Below are 17706 nucleotides of genomic sequence, written 5' to 3'. Positions count from 1 at the left end.
GGAACTGTTGATATGGAAACGCATGCAAAGGTCGTCATCATCGGCGGCGGCGTGGTTGGCTGCTCGATCCTCTTCCATCTTGCCAAATTCGGTTGGAAAGACGTCATCCTGCTGGAACGCAAGGAGCTGACCTCCGGCTCCTCCTGGCATGCGGCCGGGCAGATCCACACCATCTCGTCCGATCCCAACATCTCGCGCCTGCAGGGCTACACGATCAATCTCTACAAGGAGATCGAGGCGATTTCCGGCCAGTCAGTCGGCATGCATTCGACCGGCGGTTTCTATCTCGCCTCCAACCAGACTTGGTACGACTATTTGAAGCGCGAGCGTTCGAAGGCACGCTATATGGGCCTCGACCAGGAATTCATCAGTGTCGAGGAAGCGGCCCGCCGCCATCCGCTGATCGACCCCAGCCGCTATATCGCGGCACTTTGGGATCCGCTCGACGGCGATATCGACCCGTCGGGCGTCTGCTATGCCTACGCCAAGGCCGCCAAGGTGCATGGCGGCAAATTTTACACGCAGACGCCGGTGATCGAGACCAACCAGCGTGCCGACGGCAGCTGGGATGTCATCACGCCCAACGGCAACATCCATGCCGAGATGATCGTCAATGCCGGTGGCCTCTGGGCGCGAGAACTCGGGCATCTCGCCGGCATCCATCTCCCCGTGCAGCCGATGGAACATCATTACCTCATCACCGAAGCCATTCCGGAGATCGTCGAGCGTGGCGAGGCGCGCCTGCCGGCGGGCATCGATTACGAAGGCAATATGTATTTCCGCCAGGAGGGGCAGGGCATGCTGCTCGGCACCTATGAACCGCGCGCGACTGCCTGGTCGGTCAAGGGCACACCGAAGGATTTTGGCCATGAGCTGCTTGAGCCGAAACTCGACAATATCGCCGAGCGCCTGGAACTGGGTTTCCAGCGCATCCCGGCGCTGGGTCGCGCCGGCATCAAGAACGTCATCAACGGCCCGTTCACCTTCGGGCCCGATGGCAATCCGATGATCGGCCCGGTCCCCGGCATGCGCAACTACTGGGTTGCGGTCGGCGTCATGGCGGGCTTCTGCCAGGGTGGCGGTGTCGGCCTCTGCATGGCGGAATGGATGATCGACGGTGAACCCTCGATCGACGTCTGGGCGATGGACGTGGCGCGCTTCGGCAATTTCGCGACGCCGGAATGGGGTACCATCAAATCCTCGGAAAATTACGAACGCCGCTTCGTGATGACCTTCCCCAACGAGACGTTGCCCAAGGGGCGGCGGCAGAAGACGACGGCGCTCTATGACCGCCTGACCGCCAAGGGTGCGGTCTGGGGCCAGGGCTTTGGCCTGGAGCATGCGCTCTGGTTCGCCGACGGTCCGGCGGATGCCCATGAGCAGCCGACCTTCAACCGTTCCCGCGCTCACGCTTATGTCGCGCGCGAGGTAAAGGCCGTGCGCGAGGCCGTGGGTGCCATTGAAATCGCCAATTATGCCAAGCATGAATTCAAGGGGCCGGGCGCCCGCGCCTATCTCGACACGGTTTTGGCCGGCCGCTTGCCCAAGCAAGGTCGCCTCGCTTTGACGCCGATGCTGACGCCCAAGGGCAAGCTCTATGGCGACCTCACTGTCGCCTGCCTGGGTGACGAGCATTTCATGCTGTTCGGTTCCGGCGCCATGCAGGAGGCCCATCGCCGCTGGTTCGAGAAGCATCTGCCTGCGAGCGGCGTCTCCTATCGCAACATGACGGACGATCTGCACGGCATCGGCCTCTCCGGCCCGCGTTCGCGTGAATTGCTCAGCCGGCTGATGCGCGAGGACGTCACCAACGATGCTCTGAAATTCCGCGATATCCGTCGCACGTTCGTGGCCGGCGTCCCGGCGATCCTCGCCCGCGTCTCCTTCTCCGGCGAGCTCGGCTACGAGATCTATGTCGCCCCGCCCTATCAGTTGCGCCTCGCCGAAGCGATCGAAGAGGCCGGCAAGGATCTGAGCCTGCGCTGGTATGGCGCCCGGGCTCTCATGAGCCTGCGCCTGGAAAAGGCTTGGGGGGTGTGGACGCTCGACTTCCGCCCGGATTTCACCGCGGCCGAAAGCGGGCTCGATGCCTTCATAAATTGGAACAAGGATTTCATCGGCAAGGCCGCCGCCAGCGCCGAGCGTGCGTCCGGCCCCAAGAAGAAGCTCGTCACCCTCACCATTGCCACTAAGGACATGGACGTCTCCAACGACGAAGCCATCCTCGTCGGTGACAAGGCGGTGGGCTATGTCTCCTCCGGCGGCTATGCCCATCATGTCGGCAAATCGGTCGCCTTCGGCTATGTACCGGTAGAACTCGCCAAGGCCGGTGCCAAGGTGGATGTCGAGATCAACGGTGAGCGCTTCCCGGCGGAAATCCAGGGGGCACCGCTTTACGATCCCAATGGCGGTCGCATGCGGTCCTGACCTTCAGAAAAGAGCAACAAGCCACACATCGGAGTGCCCATGGCCGATCCTTTGCTGCAGCCCTATCGGCTCAAGAATCTGACGCTGAAGAACCGCATCTTCTCCACCTCGCACGAGCCGGCTTATTCCGAGGCCGGCCGGCCGGGCTTGCGCTACCAGCTCTATCATGAGGAGAAGGCCAAGGGCGGGGCTGCCATGACCATGATCGGCGGCTCCTCAGTCGTCGCCAAGGATTCGCCCCAGGCCTTCGGCAATCTCTATGTCCATGACGATGCCATCGTCGGCGACTTCAAGGCGCTGGCGAAGCGCGTCCATGCCTATGATTGCGCGGTGATGTGCCAGATCACGCATCTCGGTCGTCGCACATCCTGGCATCGGGAGCATTGGCTCCCGATCATCTCCGCCTCGCATGAGCGCGAGCCCGCCCATCGCGGCTTCCCGAAGACGATGGAGGATTTCGACATCGCCCGCACGGTGAAGGCCTATGGCGCCGCCGCCAGGCGCTGCCGCGACGGTGATCTCGACGGTGTCGAAATCGAAGCCTACGGCCATCTCTTCGATTCATTCCTGTCACCGCGCACCAACAGCCGCGAGGACAATTACGGCGGCAGCCTGGAGAATCGCATGCGTTTCGGCATGGAGGTCCTTGCCGAGATGCGCCGCCAGACCGATCCCGATTTCATCATCGGCGTACGCATGGCTGTCGATGAGGCGGTCGAGGATGGTTTCGGCTTCGATGAAGGCGTTGAAATCGCCAAACGCCTGCATAAGGCCGGCCTTGTCGATTTCCTCAACGTCATCGTCGGCACGATCGATACCGACGAATCCCTTTCGCACATCATTCCGCTGATGGGCACGCCCGCCGGCCCGAACTTCGCCAAGGTGAAGGCCGCGCGCAAATTACTTCCCGGCCTGCCCATCTTTCACGCCGCCCGCGTCAACGATCTTGCCACCGCGCGCCATTGGGTCAACGACGATGCCGTCGACATGATCGGCATGACCCGCGCCCATATGGCGGACCCGCATATCGTCGCCAAGATGATGCGCGGGCAAGAAGAACGCATCCGCCCCTGTGTCGGCGCGGGCTATTGCATCGACCGCATCTATCAGGGCGGCGAAGCCTTGTGCCTGCACAATCCGGCGACCGGCCGCGAAGAGACGATGCCGCATGTGATCGCGCCCAGCACCGGTCCGAAGAAGAAGATCGTCATCGTCGGCGCCGGTCCGGCCGGATTGGAGGCCGCACGCGTCTCCGCGCTACGCGGCCATCGGGTCGCCGTGTTCGAGGCGACGGACCGTGTCGGCGGCCAGGTGGCGCTCGCCGCCAAGGTGGCGCGTCGCAAGGAGCTGATCGGCATCACCGACTGGCTCTATGCCGAAGCGCAACTTGCCGGCGCCATCTTTCGCTTCAACACCTATGCGGAAGCCGCCGACATCGAGGCCGAACAACCCGATATCGTCATCGTCGCCACTGGCGGCACGCCCAATACAGCGCCGTTCAAGGACGGCTCCGACCTTGCCATCTCGACCTGGGACGTGCTTTCCGGACAGGTGGCCCTCTCCGACGACATCATTCTCTATGACGACGAAGCCGGTCACGAAGCGCTCTCGACCGCCGAATTTCTGGCCGGCAAGGGTATCAAATTCGAGCTGATCACGCCGGAACGCCTGATCGGCGCGGAGGTGGGTGGGCTCAACTATCCGGCCTATTACAAGGCGCTCTATGCCACCGGCGCCAAGCTCACCATCAACCAGCGCATGACCAGGATCGCCAAGGAAGGCAATCAGCTGGTGGCGACCTTGTTCAATCCCTACGACAAATCCACCTCCGAACGCCGCGCGCAGCAGATCATTGCCGTGCACGGCAACCTGCCGGCGGATGCGGTCTATTTCGACCTCAAGGAACGGAGCCTCAATCGCGGCGAGATCGACATCGACGCCTTCATTGATGGCCGCCCGCAGAATTTGAAGACGAATGCGAACGGCACATTCCAGCTCTTTCGCATCGGCGATGCGGTCTCCGCCAGGAACATCCACGCCGCGATCTATGACGGGCTGAGACTGTGCCAGGTGTTTTAGCAAGTCCCCTCACCCCAGCCCCTCTCCCCACTTCGTGGGGCGAGGGGCTATAGGACAGGCACGATCGAAACTCCCTCGCCCCGCTTGCGGGGAGAGGGTCGGGGCGAGGGGCGCTTGGTTACGCCGCCGGCTTCACGCCCAGCGTATTGAGCGCCTTGGTGAGGTCCTTCACACCGTCCGCTGCCTTGGCGGCGTGGCACATTTTCTCGCCGGCCATGGCGTCCTTCTCGGCCGTGGTGAAGTTCGCGTTCCCCTTATGGGTCTTCGCCACCTCGTTCCACTGGCTGATCAGCGCCGTGCATTTCTGGGTCGGCGTCGAAGCGGCCATCGCCGCGCCGGAAGCGAGAATTGTGGCGGCCAGGGCGCCAAGCAGCAAACTGGTTTTCATGATGATTCTCCCAATCTTGATGACCGTCGAGCGTGGGTCGGCCGTCTTCCGGGCGGTCTAGGCCGGCGCCCGTGGGAAGGAGATTGGTCGTCCGCCGTAACGGGCCGATGTCAAAGCTTCGTGAAAAATGAAACGGCGCGTGTCGCCACGCACCGCTGTCACTTTTCGTTACAATATTCAGCGCGTCAACTGCGCAGGCGTGTCGAGTTGGGGTCGAACGGTGCTTCCTTGAGGCGCGATGCCGCGACGCGCCTGCCCATCACCTCGATTTCGAAATTGTCGCCGCGCGTCGGCAGATAGGCCAGCGCCAGCTGCTTGCCCGTCGAATGGCCGAAATAGCCCGACGTGACCCGCGCCACCGCCTTGCCGTCCGCGAAGATCGGTTCGGCACCCATGACGTCGATTTCCTGGCTCGCGACTTCGAGCAGCGATATCTTGCGGGTAAGCGGCTCCTTGAACTGCTTTTCGGCGGCATCCCGGCCGACGAAGTCGCCCTTGTCGAAACGCACGAAGCGGCCCCAATCGGCTTCGGCCGCATTGTAGTCGGCGGTGAAGTCGCGGCCCCAGGAACCATAGCCCTTTTCCATGCGCATGGAATGAAGCGCGCGCACGCCGAACAGCTTCATTCCATGTTCAGTGCCGGCAGCACGCAGGCGCTCGAAGACATGGACGAGGTTGTGGGGGGCGACATAGATTTCGTAACCCAGCTCACCGGTAAAGCTCGCGCGGATGACCAGGGCGTCGGCGAGACCCACATGGATCTGCCGCGCTGCCAAGAATGGGAATGCTGCGTGGCTGAGGTCTGTATTGGTGAGCTGCTGCAGCACCGCCCGCGCCTTGGGTCCGGTCAGCGACAGGCCGGAATAGTCGGTGGTTACATTGCGGATCGAAACCCGTTCGCCCTTCGCATTGGCATTCAGCCAGCGTGTGTAATAGGTCTCGGCAGCCCCCGAGCCGATCATCAGGAAGCGGTCTTCCCGCGTCCGCGTCACGGTGAGATCGCCAAAGATGCGACCATTGGGCGACAGCATCGGGCACAGGACGGTGCGACCCGGGGCCGGTAGCTTGTTGCTGACGATGCGGTCCAGGAATTTCGCCGCATCGGCGCCGGAGACCTCGATCTTGCCATAGCTCGACGTTTCCCAGATGCCGACATGCTCGCGCACCGCCTTCACTTCCGCCGCCACATGCGGGAAGGCGTTGGAACGGCGATAGGTAGGCTCTTCCCTTGGCTCGACGCCCTTGGGTGCGAACCACAGCGGATATTCCCAGCCGAAGGACGCACCGAACAAGGCACCCTCGCCCTTCAGCGACGGATAGATCGACGAGGTCTTCAGCGGCCGCGCCGCCGGCAGTTCCTCGTTCGGGAAGGTCATGGTGAAGCGGCGACGATAATTCTCCATCGTCTTCTCGATGGTGGAGGCGCGGTTATTGTGCGGGCCGAAGCGCGCCACATCCATGGCGAACACATCCAAGCCCGGCTCGCCGTCGATGATCCAGTTGGCGACCACCATGCCGACGCCGCCACCCTGGCTGAAGCCCGCCATGACGCCGCAGGCGGCAAAGTAGTTCGTCAGACCGGGAACCGGTCCAACCAGGGGATTGCCATCGGGGGCGAACACCATCGGCCCGTTGATGGTGCGCTTGATGCCGCCCTTCTCCAGGCAGGGAAAGCGCGTCATGGCGAATTCAAGGGCCGACCAGATGCGATCGACATCCTCTGGCAAGAGCTCGTGGCCGAAATCCTGCGGTGTGCCTTTGAGCGCCCAATGCCGGCAATCATGCTCATAGGTGCCGATGAGCAGCCCCTTCTGCTCCTGCCGCAGATAGCTCTCCCCCTCGAAATCGATCGTCATCGGGATCTCATGATCCAACGCCTCGACCTCGGGGATGGCATTGGTGACGATATACTCATGTTCCATCGGCAGGATGGGGAGATCGACACCGGCCAGGCGCCCCACCTCGCGCGCCCACAGGCCGCCGGCATTCACCACATATTCGGCCTCGATCGTGCCTTCCTTGGTAACGACCAGCCAATGGCCGTTGGGCTTCTGTTTGAGTTCGAGCACCGGGTTGCGCAGCGAGATCGTGGCGCCCTTGTTCTTGGCGGCCTTGGCATAGGCATGCGTGACGCTGGAGGGATCGACATGGCCGTCGGCCGGATCGAACATCGCCTTGGTGAATTTCGATGTATCGACCAGCGGGTTGATCTTCTTCACTTCCTCCATGCTGACTTCATGGAGGCCGATGCCGAGATAATGCGCCTTGGCGAGTTCCGTCTTGAAATATTCAGCGCGCGCTTGCGTCCCCGCGAGATAGAGGCAGCCCACCCGATGCACGCCGCATGACTGGCCCGATTCCCGCTCCAGCTCCTCATAGAGCTTCACGGTATAGGCCTGCAGGTGCGACATGTTCGGATCGCCATTGATCGTGTGCATGCCGCCAGCCGCATGCCAGGTCGATCCGGAGGTGAGTTCCGAGCGCTCGACCAGCATGACGTCGGTCCAGCCGCGCTTGGCGAGATGGTAAAGCACGCTCACACCCACCACGCCGCCCCCAATGACGACCACGCGCGCCTGCGATTTCATGATGCCGGACCTCTTGAAATTCAGTTCGTAAGGATAGGCATTAACTAGCTAGCGCCGTGGGAGCGGTGAAGCCTGGAAAACTCATAAATCCGGTGAGTTTTCCTGCGAAGGCGGTGTGGCTTTGCCTTGTCGCGAAAACTGTTGAAATCACTCTCGTATTAGTTATATAGAACAATTAGCGTACAGGCAGATCATTTTGGGGGAGTGAATGTCGACAGCCGCAAACATCGCCGTTGCGATTGCCGTACTGGTCACCGCAACCTATTTTGGTATCGCCCGCGACCATACAGGGCAGCGCGTAAAGCGACTGAACTACCTGTTCGCGGTGCTCTTCATAATGCTCGCCATGTGGATCGGGACGATTGTCGTGTCACTGGTCTTGGCAACGTCAATTGAGATAACGGAGGAAAACTTCGAACAAACAATCTTAATTATGCAGATTGTTATCAATTTTCTGATCGGAATACCCGGCCTTACCGCCCTGTATCGGATTGTTTCAATGCGATGTCGGGATGCCGGCTATCCTCCGAGGCTTGCCTATCTTGGGGCCATTCCACTGCTACAGCTTTTTTACTTCATTTGGCTGCTTTTTCCCGCGTCCAAAGCGGAGCCCGTCGTCACTAGTGTCTAGAATCGAAAGCCCCACAGTTTGAACCTGCGGGGCTTTGTCTCATGCGGCCAGAAACTGCGCCGTTCAGGCGTCGACCAGATCGCTCTCCAACGCTGGATAATCGGTATAACCCCTGGCGCCGCCGCCATAGAAGGTGTTGCTGTCCCATTCGTTGAGCTTGGCATGCCGGGCAAAGCGCTTGGGCAGGTCGGGATTGGCGATGAAGAGTTTGCCGAAGGCCACCGCATCGGCATTGCCGCTGGCCAGGATCGCCTCGGCGCTTTCCTGGGTGAAGCCTTCGTTGGCGATATAGGCACCGCCGAACGCTTTCTTCAGCGACGGGCCCAGACTGTCGGGGCCGACCTTCTCGCGCGCCGCGATGAAGGCTAGACCGCGCTTGCCAAGCTGCTCGGCGACATAGCCGAAGGTCGCCGCCGGGTTGGAATCGCTCATGTCATGGGAATCGCGGCGCGGGGCGAGGTGCATGCCGACGCGGCCCGGGCTCCACACTTTCAAGACCGCATCGGTCGCCTCCAGCATCAGCCGAGCGCGGTTTTCGATTGGACCGCCATATTCATCGGTGCGCTTGTTGGTGCCGTCCTGCAGGAACTGGTCCAGCAGATAGCCGTTGGCGCCATGCAATTCGACGCCGTCGAAGCCGGCCTTCTTGGCATTCTCCGCACCCTTGGCATAGGCCGCGACGATGCCCGGAATCTCGTCGAGTTCGAGTGCTCGCGGTGTCACATAGGGCCGCTGCGGCCGCACCAGGCTGACATGGCCGGCCAGTGCGATGGCGCTGGGCGCCACCGGCAATTCGCCATCGAGGAAGACGGGATCGGAAACGCGGCCCACATGCCACAGTTGCAGGACGATGCGGCCGCCGGCATCGTGGACGGCCTTCGTGACATTGCGCCAGCCTTCGACCTGCGCATCCGACCAGATACCGGGCGTGTCGGCATAGCCGACACCTTGCGGCGTCACCGAGGTCGCCTCAGTCAGGATGAGACCGGCAGAGGCGCGCTGGACATAGTACTCGCGCATCAGGTCGTTGGGCGTCCGGGTTCCGCCAGCGCGCGAACGCGTCAAGGGCGCGAGGACAATTCGGTTGGGCAGGCGCAATTCGCCGACGGTGACGGGATCGAGAAGCTTGGCCATGTGAAGCCTATCTGTGATTTGCAGGAAACGGTTTGATATGCGAGCGGGAGTTGCGATTGATTCAAACCCCGTTAACAAAGCTAGGAAGCGCGTTTGCGCTGCACAATGCGCACCGGCGCGAGGGCTGCCCTGCTTTGTGTGCAAACCCTCAATTCACACAAGGTTAGTGGTCAACTTTTGAGCACTGGTTCACTCATAAATAAGGGTGACGATCCTGCCATCCGCCGCGCTGACCGAGGCGACTCCCGGTCCGTCGCCGATTTCTTCGACGAAAATGACCGTGCCGCGGCTGCGGTCGGAACACAGGAACCGACCGGACGCCGTGAACTGCGATCCACTGCGCGATTGCAGGGTTGTCGTATAGACGCAGACCAAGCCCACGGGCATTTCGGCATCACTATGCCCGCGGAACGTCCGGCCGCAGCTGGATTGTCCTTCGAAGTGCCGGTCCGTCGTGAAATCGAGGCTGCCGGTACAATCCGCCGTGTCGCGATCCGCCAGCCCTTCGAACAATGCGTCACGGTTCACCTCGCGGTCATCGATCGCGCCATTCTCGGGTTGCGCCGTGCAAGCTGTTATCGACAGCAAAGCCGCAACCGCAACAGCCCGCGCGATCGATGACACCCGCTGAAAGCCTGTCTGGACTAGCATCGCTGGATTGATCCTGCCAAAACTTGCGCACGCCTCTTCCTTTTAGCTGCCTTTCCGTGAATGGGAATTGATTTCGCTCAAGCCAAAGCCTGCTAAAAGGATCCGTCGCTATCACCAAGGAAACCATCATGCCGTCCTTCCTGACGCCGCAGCTGACCCCGATCGTGCTGCTTGCAATCTCCAATGTCTTCATGACTTTCGCCTGGTACGGCCACCTCAAGTTCACCTCGAAGCCGCTCTGGCTCGTGGTGCTGGCCTCCTGGGGCATCGCCCTGATCGAATATTGCTTCGCCATTCCGGCCAATCGCGTCGGCCACACGGTCTATTCGGCGGCCGAATTGAAGACCATGCAGGAAATCATCACCCTGATCGTCTTCTGCGCCTTCTCTTGGGCCTATCTTGGCGAAGCGATCCGCTGGAACCATGCCGTCGGCTTCGTCCTCATTGCCGCAGCCGGCTTCTTCGTCTTCCATAAATGGTGAGTGGCGATTGCCGCGACGCCGGGCTTGCGGCATCATGTTCCGACGACGCTTGGAGAGGATCGATTTTGCCGCCATTATCTCGGGCCGACCAGGAACTGCTGAGCGCGGCCACGGATTTCATCCGCAGCCGCTATCTCGAAAACCGGCATCACATCGGGGCGGCGGTACGCGGCGCCTCCGGCCGGATTTATCTCGGCCTCCATCTCGACACTTATGTCGGCCGCTGCTCGGTATGCGCCGAAGCCGTGGCACTGGGCAGCGCGCTATCGGCCGGCGAGACGGAGATCGACGCCATTGTTTCGGTGCGCCATCCGCGCCCGAAGGAACTTCACGCCGAACCCAGGGTCGTCTCCCCCTGCGGCATCTGCAGGGAAATGCTCACCGATTTCGCCCCCCGCAGCGAGGTGATCATCGCGCGGGGTGAAGGCCTTACCCGGGTGCCGGTAAGTCAGCTGCTGCCGGAAAAGTACCGCCGGGCACCCTGAATACTCCGGGGAAACGGGCCAAGAGCCCCGTCGGATGGGTCTTTTCTTTTGCGGAAGTGGGACTATGCTCCGGCCCGCCCGAAGGTTGAGCATCATGAGCCAAGTTCTGACCCAGACAGTCCCACATGAGACCGCCGCTGCCGGCGTGTCCACCCGCCATGCCGCCCGTCGCGCCGTGGGCCTCTGGTTGCTTGGCTGCTGCTTCATGATTGCCGTGATGGTGCTGCTGGGCGGCGTCACGCGCCTGACCGATTCCGGCCTTTCCATCATGGAATGGAAGCCCATCATGGGTGCCCTGCCTCCGCTCAGCGACGCGGAATGGCACCAGATCTTCGCCCTTTACCAGCAGATCGCGGAATACAAGCACGTCAATGCCGGCATGACCCTGGAAGCCTTCAAGGGTATTTTCTGGTGGGAATATCTACACAGGCTCTGGGGCCGGCTGATTGCCGTGGCCTTCCTGCTGCCGCTGATCTGGTTCCTCGTCCGTGGCCGCCTCACCCGGGCGGAGGCGCCGCGCCTCATCGCCCTTTTCGCGCTTGGCGGACTGCAGGGCTTTGCCGGCTGGTTCATGGTGGCAAGCGGCTTCCAGGACAGGGTCGATGTCAGCCAATACCGCCTCGTCATCCATCTGATGCTGGCGCTCGCCATCTTCGCCCTGATGCTGTGGTATGCACTCGACTATCTCGATGCGGCACCGCTGCAGGGCGGCCGAGACGCTGCCGGCGATCTCGCGCGCCATGCCAAATGGATGAACATCCTCATCGCTTTCCAGGTGGCACTTGGCGGCCTCGTCGCCGGGACGGATGCCGGTTATGTCTATAACGACTTCCCGATGATGAACGGGCATTGGCTCTCGCCCGATCTGTTCCTCACTTCGCCCTGGTATCTGAATTTCACCGAGAACCTTGCCATGGTGCAGTTCCAGCACCGGCTCGTCTCCGGCTTCGTCGCGATTGCGGTCATCAGCCTGCTGGTACGCCTGCGCCGGCGCGAGATCGACCGGACTTTGAAACGCCGCGCCGTCAGCCTGCCTTTCGCACTGGCGGCGCAAGCCTTCCTCGGCATGGCGACGCTCATCCTCGTTGTGCCGATTTCTCTGGCGGTCCTGCATCAGCTCGGTGCCTTCGCCCTGTTGGGTTGCGGCCTGATGGTGCAGCACGGCCTCAACCGCCTGGCGAAATCCTGACATCATGGCCGAGGCAGAAGTCATGGAACCGCCGGTCGAGCGCCTCCCTGTTTCGGTCATCACCGGCTTCCTCGGCAGCGGCAAGACGACACTGCTGAAGTATCTGCTCGCTCATCCGGAGATGGGCGAAACCGCCGTCATCATCAACGAATTCGGCGAAGTGGGTCTCGATCACCTGCTGGTCGAAAAGGCCGAGGACGATACGGTTCTGCTCGAATCCGGCTGCCTTTGCTGCACGATCCGCGGTGATCTCATCGACGCCATGCGGCGCCTCTACAAACGCCGCGCCAAGGGCGAGGTGCCGCCATTCAAGCGCGTCGTCATCGAAACGACGGGTCTTGCCGATCCCGCGCCGATCCTCCACACCTTGATGCAGGACCCCGTACTGACTGCCGTCTATCGCCTGGACGGCGTCGTCGCCACGGTCGATGCCGTGAACGGCGAGACGCAGATGGACCGGCAGGTGGAATCCGTGAAGCAGGCCGCCGTCGCCGACCGCCTGCTGCTCACCAAGAGCGACCTCAGCGATGCAGAAAGGCTCGCCGATCTCGAGGGAAGGCTGCGCCGCCTCAATCCGGCGGCGCCGATCCAGCGCGTCATGCATGGCGAAGTCTCGCCGGCCTCGCTCTTCAATGCGGGCCTCTATAATCCCGAGAGCAAGAGCCTCGACGTGCAGCGCTGGCTGCGCGAGGAGGCCTATGCCGACGCCCGACAGCACGATCATGACCACGATCATGGTCACGGCCATAGCCACGATCATCATGCCCATGCGCATCACGACCATGCAAGCGGGCTGGACGTCAACCGGCACGACGCGCATATCCGCGCCTTCTGCATGACCCGCGACGAGCCGGTCGATTGGCAGAAGTTCTGCGCCTGGATCGACATGCTGACGGCGACACGTGGCGCCGATCTTCTGCGCATCAAAGGTGTGCTCAATATCGCCGGCGAAACGCGGCCCGTGGCCATCCATGGCGTGCAGCACCTGTTCCATCCGCCGGTGCTGCTGCCGGCCTGGCCCGGTGCCGACCGCCGCTCCAAGCTGGTCTTCATCACCCGCGATCTCGACCAGGCGACCCTCACCGAATCCATGAAAGCTTTTCTGGACGAGGAAAACCTCGCCTGACAGCCCCGTTTCCGCGGCTGCACATGATCGGAATTGTCCAATAACGCCATGGAGTAACGGCGAGCCGCCGTTTTTCGGTTTTGCAATTCCCGGAACATTGCTAGTTTTCGCGTGGATCGAGGGGAAAAGGGCGCCCTGCCGTTGCCGCGTGCCCAATCTCATCTGTCGCCAACAAAGGGAGGGGTAAAAGATGTCCTTGAAATTGAAACTGGCCGGAACGAGCGTGGCTGCCGCCCTCGTCCTCGGCACCTTCGCCGCCCAGGCCGAGCCGCTGCAGAGCATCGGCGAGGGCGAAGGCGAAGTCGCCATCGTCGCATGGCCGGGCTATATCGAGCGCGGCGAGACGGACAAGAATTACGACTGGGTCACGGGCTTTGAAAAAGAAACGGGCTGCAAGGTCACCGTGAAGACCGCCGGCAGCTCCGACGAAATGGTGTCGCTGATGAATGGCGGCGGCTTCGACCTCGTGACCGCATCGGGCGACGCGTCGCTGCGCCTCATCAAGGGCGGCACGGTGCAGGAAGTCAATCTCGGCCTCATCCCCGAATATGGCAAGGTCGATCCGCGCCTGCAGAACGCCCCCTGGCATACGGTCGACGGCAAGCATTACGGCGTGCCATGGCAATGGGGCCCGAACGTGCTCCTCTATAATGCCGGCGTCTTCGAGAATGCGCCGCAGAGCTGGGGTGTCGTGTTCGAGGAGCAGAATCTGCCCGATGGCAAATCGAACAAGGGCCGCGTCCAGGCCTATTACGGCACCATCTATCTGGCCGATGCGGCGCTCTATCTGATGGTCAACAAGCCCGAACTCGGCATCAAGGATCCTTATGAGCTCAACCAGGCGCAATTCGACGCCGCGGTCGGGCTGCTGCGCGGTCAGCGCCAACTGGTCAACAAATACTGGTCGGATGCAGCGGCGCAGGTGGACGATTTCACCAACGAAGGCATCGTCGCCTCGACCAGCTGGGCCTATCAGGTCAACACGCTGCGCGCCGGCGGCAAAGTGTCGGTCGGTTCCGTCGTGCCGAAGGAAGGCGCCACGGGGTGGGCCGATACGACGATGATGGCGACCAGCGCGCCGCACCCGAACTGCGCCTATAAGTGGCTCAACCATTCGCTCAGCAACAACGCCCAGGCCGGCACCGGTTCCTGGTTCGGCAGCGTGCCCGCCGTGCCCTCATCCTGCGCCGACGCGATCCTGACCGAAGGCGGCTGCGTCGCCAACGGTTCGCAGCTCTTCGCCCGCATCCATTTCTGGAAGACGCCGGTGAAGGATTGCGCCAGCCAGAACGGCGAATGCGTGCCGTATAAGGATTGGGTGGCCGCCGTGCAGTCCGTGCAAAGCGGACAGTAATCTTTCGATATTTCCCGTTGGGGCGGATCAGCGATGATCCGCCCCAATTCTATATCAGCATGACGGATATGATCATGAGTTCAGGTATTGCCGCGGTTTCCTTCAACAACGTGTCCCGCCATTTCGGTGCGGTGAAGGCGGTCGATGCCGTGAGTTTCGATATCAAGGATGGCGAATTCTTCGCCATGCTGGGGCCGTCCGGTTCTGGAAAGACCACCTGCCTGCGTCTCATTGCCGGCTTCGAGCAGCCGACCGGCGGCCATGTCATCGTCCATGGTGCCGACATGAACGGCGTTCCGCCCTATGACCGCGACGTCAACACGGTGTTCCAGGATTACGCGCTCTTCCCGCATATGAGCGTGCTCGACAACGTCGCCTATGGCCTCATGATCCGCAAGGTGCCCACCGCGCAGCGCCGCAAACAGGCCGACGAGATGCTGGAGATGGTGGCGCTCGGCGGCTTCGGCGACCGTAAGCCCTCGCAACTCTCGGGCGGCCAGCGCCAGCGCGTGGCCCTTGCTCGCGCGCTCGTCAATCATCCCAAGGTGCTGCTGCTCGACGAGCCCTTGGGCGCCCTCGACCTAAAACTGCGCGAACAGATGCAGGTGGAGCTCAAGTCGATCCAGCGCCGTGTCGGCATCACCTTCGTCTACGTGACCCACGACCAAGGCGAAGCGCTCTCCATGAGCGATCGCGTGGCGGTGTTCAACCAGGGCAAGATCGAGCAACTGGCAAATCCCGCCGAGCTTTACGAAAATCCCGCCACCACTTTCGTCGCGGGCTTCGTCGGCATCTCCAACCTGCTGGAAGGTGCCGCGGCAAAGGCGGTGAGCGGCAGCGACGGCGCCTGTTCGATCCGACCTGAGAAGATCCATCTCGACCGCCCTGGCACGCCCATTCCCGGCAATGCCATAGGTATCGCCGGCCGCGTCAGCGCCATTCTTTATCTCGGCGCCAACACGCGCTACGACGTGGCGCTGGAGAGCGGCGCCGAGATTACCGTTGCCGTCCAGAACCGCGATGCCCATATCGAGCCCAAGGAAGGCGAGACCGTGCAACTCTGGTGGGAAGCGCGTCATCTGATGCGTTTTGCCCGCTGAAGGTATCGCCGACATGACCGCCGCCACTCGTCCCCGCTCGCTCGGCAACAGCCTCTCGACATTCCTTTACCGGCAGCCACGGCTGGTGCTCGCGCTGCTGCTGGTGCCGCCACTGCTGTGGCTAGGCATCATCTATCTGGGTTCGCTCTTCACGCTGCTGGCGCAGAGCTTCTTCTCGATCGACGACTTCACCGCGCAGATCGTCTATGAGCCGACGCTGGATACCTATGCGCGCCTCTTCACGGCCACAAACCTCAGTATCATTTTCCGTACGCTGATGATGGCGGCGGTGGTGACGCTGATCTCCGGTATCATCGCCTTCCCGCTCGCCTATTATATCGCCCGCTTTGCCAGCGGGCGCATGAAGGCGCTCTTCTATGTCGCCGTGATGCTGCCGCTCTGGTCCAATTACCTGGTGCGCGTCTATTCCTGGAAGCTGATCCTGGCCAAGGAAGGCGCCATTCACTGGACTTTCAATGCGCTGGGGCTGGGCCCCGTGCTCGATTGGATCCTGACCCTGCCGGTGGTCGAAGGTTCGTCGCTCTCGACCTCCTATATCGGCACGACCTTGACATTCGTCTATATCTGGCTGCCTTTCATGGTCCTGCCGGTCCAGGCGGCTCTCGAGCGCGTGCCACGCTCGCTCCTCGAAGCGTCGAGCGATCTGGGGGCGAGGCCCAATGAAACCTTCCGCAAGGTGATCTTCCCGCTCGCCATCCCCGGCATTGCCGCGGGCTCGATCTTCACCTTCTCGCTGACGCTCGGCGACTATATCATCCCGCAACTGATCGGCTCGTCGCGCCCCTTCATCGGCCAGGCGGTCTACCAGTTCCAGGGCACTGCCGGCGACATTCCCATGGCCGCCGCCTTCGCCATGGTGCCGATCGCCATCATGGCCGTCTACCTCGCCATCGCCAAACGCCTGGGAGCTTTCGATGCCCTCTAAGACGCAAAGCGCCCGCGCCAAGGGCGATGCCGGCCTGGGTCTCAAGGCCGCTGCCTGGTTCGGCGTGCTCTATCTCAACCTGCCGATTCTCTTCATCGTGCTCTACGGCTTCACCACCGACGATGCGAGCTATACGTTCCCGCCGCCGGGACTCACCACCGAATGGTTCGCCGTCACTTGGGCGCGGGCCGACTTCTGGGACGCATTATGGCTTTCGGTCGAAGTCGCCTTCGCCTCCATGGCCATCGCCATCGTGCTGGGTACGTTGGCCGCCGCCGCCATGTACCGCTTCAGATTCTTCGGCAAGGAAGCGGTGACCCTGCTGATCCTGCTGCCGATAGCTCTTCCTGGCATCGTCACCGGCATCAGCCTGCGGTCGGCTTTTGCACTGGGCGATGTGCCGTTCAGCTATTTCACCATCGTGCTGGGCCACGCCACCTTCTGCATCGTGGTCGTCTACAACAACGCCATCGCACGCCTGCGACGCTCGTCGCCGGCCCTCGTCGAAGCCTCGATGGACCTCGGCGCGGATACATTCCAGACCTTCCGGCACGTCGTTCTGCCGAACCTTGCCACGGCACTTTTGGCAGGCGGCATGCTGGCATTCGCCCTTTCCTTCGACGAAATCATCGTCACCACCTTCACGGCGGGCCAGCAGGAAACCCTGCCGATCTGGATGTTCGGCGAACTCAGCCGACCGCGCCAGCGCCCCGTGACCAATGTGGCGGCGATCATCGTCATGATCATCACCTTCATCCCCATCCTCGCCGCCTACTACCTGACCCGAGACACAGATGACGTCGCCGGCAGCGGGAAGTAATTCAACCACCGGGACGGTACTCTGGTTCAAGGGCGCCAAGGGTTATGGCTTCGTAAAGCCGGATGACGGAGGGGCCGATGTCTTCGTCCATGTGGCAGAACTCGACGCCTCGGGCCTGCGCGATCTCGCCGAAGGCCAACGCATCCGCTTCCGCCGCGACACCCACGGCGACGGGCGATTCTTTGCGGTGGGGATAGAGCTGATCGGGTGAAAGCCCCCTCTCCCTAACCCTCCCCCACGTTGGGGGGAGGGAATCCCAGCCAGTCTGTCGCCATCGTCTCAGCGAACTCGGTGAACTCCCTCCCC

At 62.0% G+C, this 17706-nt stretch carries 16 protein-coding genes; 12 read left to right on the top strand and 4 right to left on the bottom strand.

Translation table 11 applies throughout. The annotated features are described in order from the left end of the window. The first annotated feature begins 12 nt into the window (after nucleotides 1-12). Together ACE3TY_RS16820 and ACE3TY_RS16815 are read left to right on the top strand one after the other, a co-directional pair. Entirely contained in the window at nucleotides 13-2427 is a 2415-nt protein-coding gene (locus tag ACE3TY_RS16820) for an FAD-dependent oxidoreductase (RefSeq protein WP_374655058.1), read from the top strand. A gap of 39 nt (nucleotides 2428-2466) precedes the next feature. Beyond that, complete coding sequence (locus ACE3TY_RS16815; protein WP_374655056.1) at nucleotides 2467-4506, top strand: FAD-dependent oxidoreductase; 2040 nt, start codon at nucleotides 2467-2469, stop codon at nucleotides 4504-4506. A gap of 118 nt (nucleotides 4507-4624) precedes the next feature. On the opposite strand, the gene ACE3TY_RS16810 is transcribed toward ACE3TY_RS16815, so the two are convergent. Both ACE3TY_RS16810 and ACE3TY_RS16805 read right to left on the bottom strand, forming a co-directional pair. After that, complete coding sequence (locus ACE3TY_RS16810) at nucleotides 4625-4894, bottom strand: hypothetical protein (RefSeq protein ID WP_374655054.1); 270 nt, start codon at nucleotides 4892-4894, stop codon at nucleotides 4625-4627. Nucleotides 4895-5079: 185 nt separating this feature from the next. Then, nucleotides 5080-7482: an FAD-dependent oxidoreductase gene (locus ACE3TY_RS16805; RefSeq protein ID WP_374655052.1), complete on the bottom strand. Its 2403-nt coding sequence runs from the start codon at nucleotides 7480-7482 to the stop codon at nucleotides 5080-5082. Between the two features lie 208 nt (nucleotides 7483-7690). Here ACE3TY_RS16805 and ACE3TY_RS16800 point away from each other — a divergent pair, with 208 nt between their 5' ends. Then, entirely contained in the window at nucleotides 7691-8113 is a 423-nt protein-coding gene (locus ACE3TY_RS16800; RefSeq protein WP_374655050.1) for a hypothetical protein, read from the top strand. A gap of 63 nt (nucleotides 8114-8176) precedes the next feature. On the opposite strand, the gene ACE3TY_RS16795 is transcribed toward ACE3TY_RS16800, so the two are convergent. Further along, a complete protein-coding gene (locus ACE3TY_RS16795; protein WP_374655048.1) occupies nucleotides 8177-9247 on the bottom strand; it encodes an alkene reductase in 1071 nt (356 codons plus the stop codon). Between the two features lie 189 nt (nucleotides 9248-9436). Next, the gene (locus tag ACE3TY_RS16790; protein ID WP_374655046.1) at nucleotides 9437-9898 is read right to left on the bottom strand and encodes a hypothetical protein; all 462 of its coding nucleotides are present in this window, start codon (nucleotides 9896-9898) and stop codon (nucleotides 9437-9439) included. Between the two features lie 128 nt (nucleotides 9899-10026). Between ACE3TY_RS16790 and ACE3TY_RS16785 the strand changes: the two genes are divergently transcribed. From ACE3TY_RS16785 to ACE3TY_RS16745, 9 genes are all read left to right on the top strand, one after another. After that, a complete protein-coding gene (locus ACE3TY_RS16785; protein WP_374655044.1) occupies nucleotides 10027-10380 on the top strand; it encodes a DMT family protein in 354 nt (117 codons plus the stop codon). Nucleotides 10381-10445: 65 nt separating this feature from the next. Then, a complete protein-coding gene (locus tag ACE3TY_RS16780) occupies nucleotides 10446-10865 on the top strand; it encodes a cytidine deaminase (RefSeq protein ID WP_374655042.1) in 420 nt (139 codons plus the stop codon). Nucleotides 10866-10959: 94 nt separating this feature from the next. Beyond that, complete coding sequence (locus ACE3TY_RS16775; RefSeq protein WP_374655040.1) at nucleotides 10960-12054, top strand: COX15/CtaA family protein; 1095 nt, start codon at nucleotides 10960-10962, stop codon at nucleotides 12052-12054. A gap of 4 nt (nucleotides 12055-12058) precedes the next feature. Then, a complete protein-coding gene (locus ACE3TY_RS16770; protein ID WP_374655038.1) occupies nucleotides 12059-13180 on the top strand; it encodes a GTP-binding protein in 1122 nt (373 codons plus the stop codon). Between the two features lie 190 nt (nucleotides 13181-13370). Further along, nucleotides 13371-14534, top strand: a complete 1164-nt coding sequence (locus ACE3TY_RS16765; RefSeq protein WP_374655037.1) for an ABC transporter substrate-binding protein — start codon at nucleotides 13371-13373, stop codon at nucleotides 14532-14534. 74 nt (nucleotides 14535-14608) lie between these two features. Next, entirely contained in the window at nucleotides 14609-15634 is a 1026-nt protein-coding gene (locus tag ACE3TY_RS16760; protein WP_374655036.1) for an ABC transporter ATP-binding protein, read from the top strand. 13 nt (nucleotides 15635-15647) lie between these two features. Beyond that, on the top strand, nucleotides 15648-16580 hold the full coding sequence (locus tag ACE3TY_RS16755) for an ABC transporter permease (RefSeq protein WP_374655034.1): 933 nt from the start codon (nucleotides 15648-15650) through the stop codon (nucleotides 16578-16580). Next, the gene (locus ACE3TY_RS16750; RefSeq protein WP_374655032.1) at nucleotides 16570-17400 is read left to right on the top strand and encodes an ABC transporter permease; all 831 of its coding nucleotides are present in this window, start codon (nucleotides 16570-16572) and stop codon (nucleotides 17398-17400) included. The genes ACE3TY_RS16755 and ACE3TY_RS16750 overlap by 11 nt, the downstream gene beginning before the upstream one ends. Beyond that, complete coding sequence (locus ACE3TY_RS16745; RefSeq protein ID WP_374655030.1) at nucleotides 17375-17611, top strand: cold-shock protein; 237 nt, start codon at nucleotides 17375-17377, stop codon at nucleotides 17609-17611. Before ACE3TY_RS16750 ends, ACE3TY_RS16745 begins: the two co-directional genes overlap by 26 nt. Nucleotides 17612-17706 lie beyond the last annotated feature (95 nt).

It is taken from the genome of Dongia sp. (assembly GCF_041918875.1).
Taxonomy (GTDB): domain Bacteria; phylum Pseudomonadota; class Alphaproteobacteria; order Dongiales; family Dongiaceae; genus Dongia.
This window is presented reverse-complemented; position numbering and strand designations above follow the sequence as displayed.

Bases quoted from the DNA above. Each gene is read 5' to 3' on its own strand.
- ACE3TY_RS16785 (WP_374655044.1), top strand. From the start codon at position 10,027: ATGCCGTCCTTCCTGACGCCGCAGCTGACCCCGATCGTGCTGCTTGCA.
- ACE3TY_RS16795 (WP_374655048.1), bottom strand. From the start codon at position 9,247: ATGGCCAAGCTTCTCGATCCCGTCACCGTCGGCGAATTGCGCCTGCCC.
- ACE3TY_RS16765 (WP_374655037.1), top strand. From the start codon at position 13,371: ATGTCCTTGAAATTGAAACTGGCCGGAACGAGCGTGGCTGCCGCCCTC.
- ACE3TY_RS16815 (WP_374655056.1), top strand. From the start codon at position 2,467: ATGGCCGATCCTTTGCTGCAGCCCTATCGGCTCAAGAATCTGACGCTG.
- ACE3TY_RS16820 (WP_374655058.1), top strand. From the start codon at position 13: ATGGAAACGCATGCAAAGGTCGTCATCATCGGCGGCGGCGTGGTTGGC.
- ACE3TY_RS16800 (WP_374655050.1), top strand. From the start codon at position 7,691: ATGTCGACAGCCGCAAACATCGCCGTTGCGATTGCCGTACTGGTCACC.
- ACE3TY_RS16770 (WP_374655038.1), top strand. From the start codon at position 12,059: ATGGCCGAGGCAGAAGTCATGGAACCGCCGGTCGAGCGCCTCCCTGTT.
- ACE3TY_RS16750 (WP_374655032.1), top strand. From the start codon at position 16,570: ATGCCCTCTAAGACGCAAAGCGCCCGCGCCAAGGGCGATGCCGGCCTG.
- ACE3TY_RS16745 (WP_374655030.1), top strand. From the start codon at position 17,375: ATGACGTCGCCGGCAGCGGGAAGTAATTCAACCACCGGGACGGTACTC.
- ACE3TY_RS16810 (WP_374655054.1), bottom strand. From the start codon at position 4,894: ATGAAAACCAGTTTGCTGCTTGGCGCCCTGGCCGCCACAATTCTCGCT.
- ACE3TY_RS16755 (WP_374655034.1), top strand. From the start codon at position 15,648: ATGACCGCCGCCACTCGTCCCCGCTCGCTCGGCAACAGCCTCTCGACA.
- ACE3TY_RS16805 (WP_374655052.1), bottom strand. From the start codon at position 7,482: ATGAAATCGCAGGCGCGCGTGGTCGTCATTGGGGGCGGCGTGGTGGGT.
- ACE3TY_RS16775 (WP_374655040.1), top strand. From the start codon at position 10,960: ATGAGCCAAGTTCTGACCCAGACAGTCCCACATGAGACCGCCGCTGCC.
- ACE3TY_RS16790 (WP_374655046.1), bottom strand. From the start codon at position 9,898: ATGCTAGTCCAGACAGGCTTTCAGCGGGTGTCATCGATCGCGCGGGCT.
- ACE3TY_RS16760 (WP_374655036.1), top strand. From the start codon at position 14,609: ATGAGTTCAGGTATTGCCGCGGTTTCCTTCAACAACGTGTCCCGCCAT.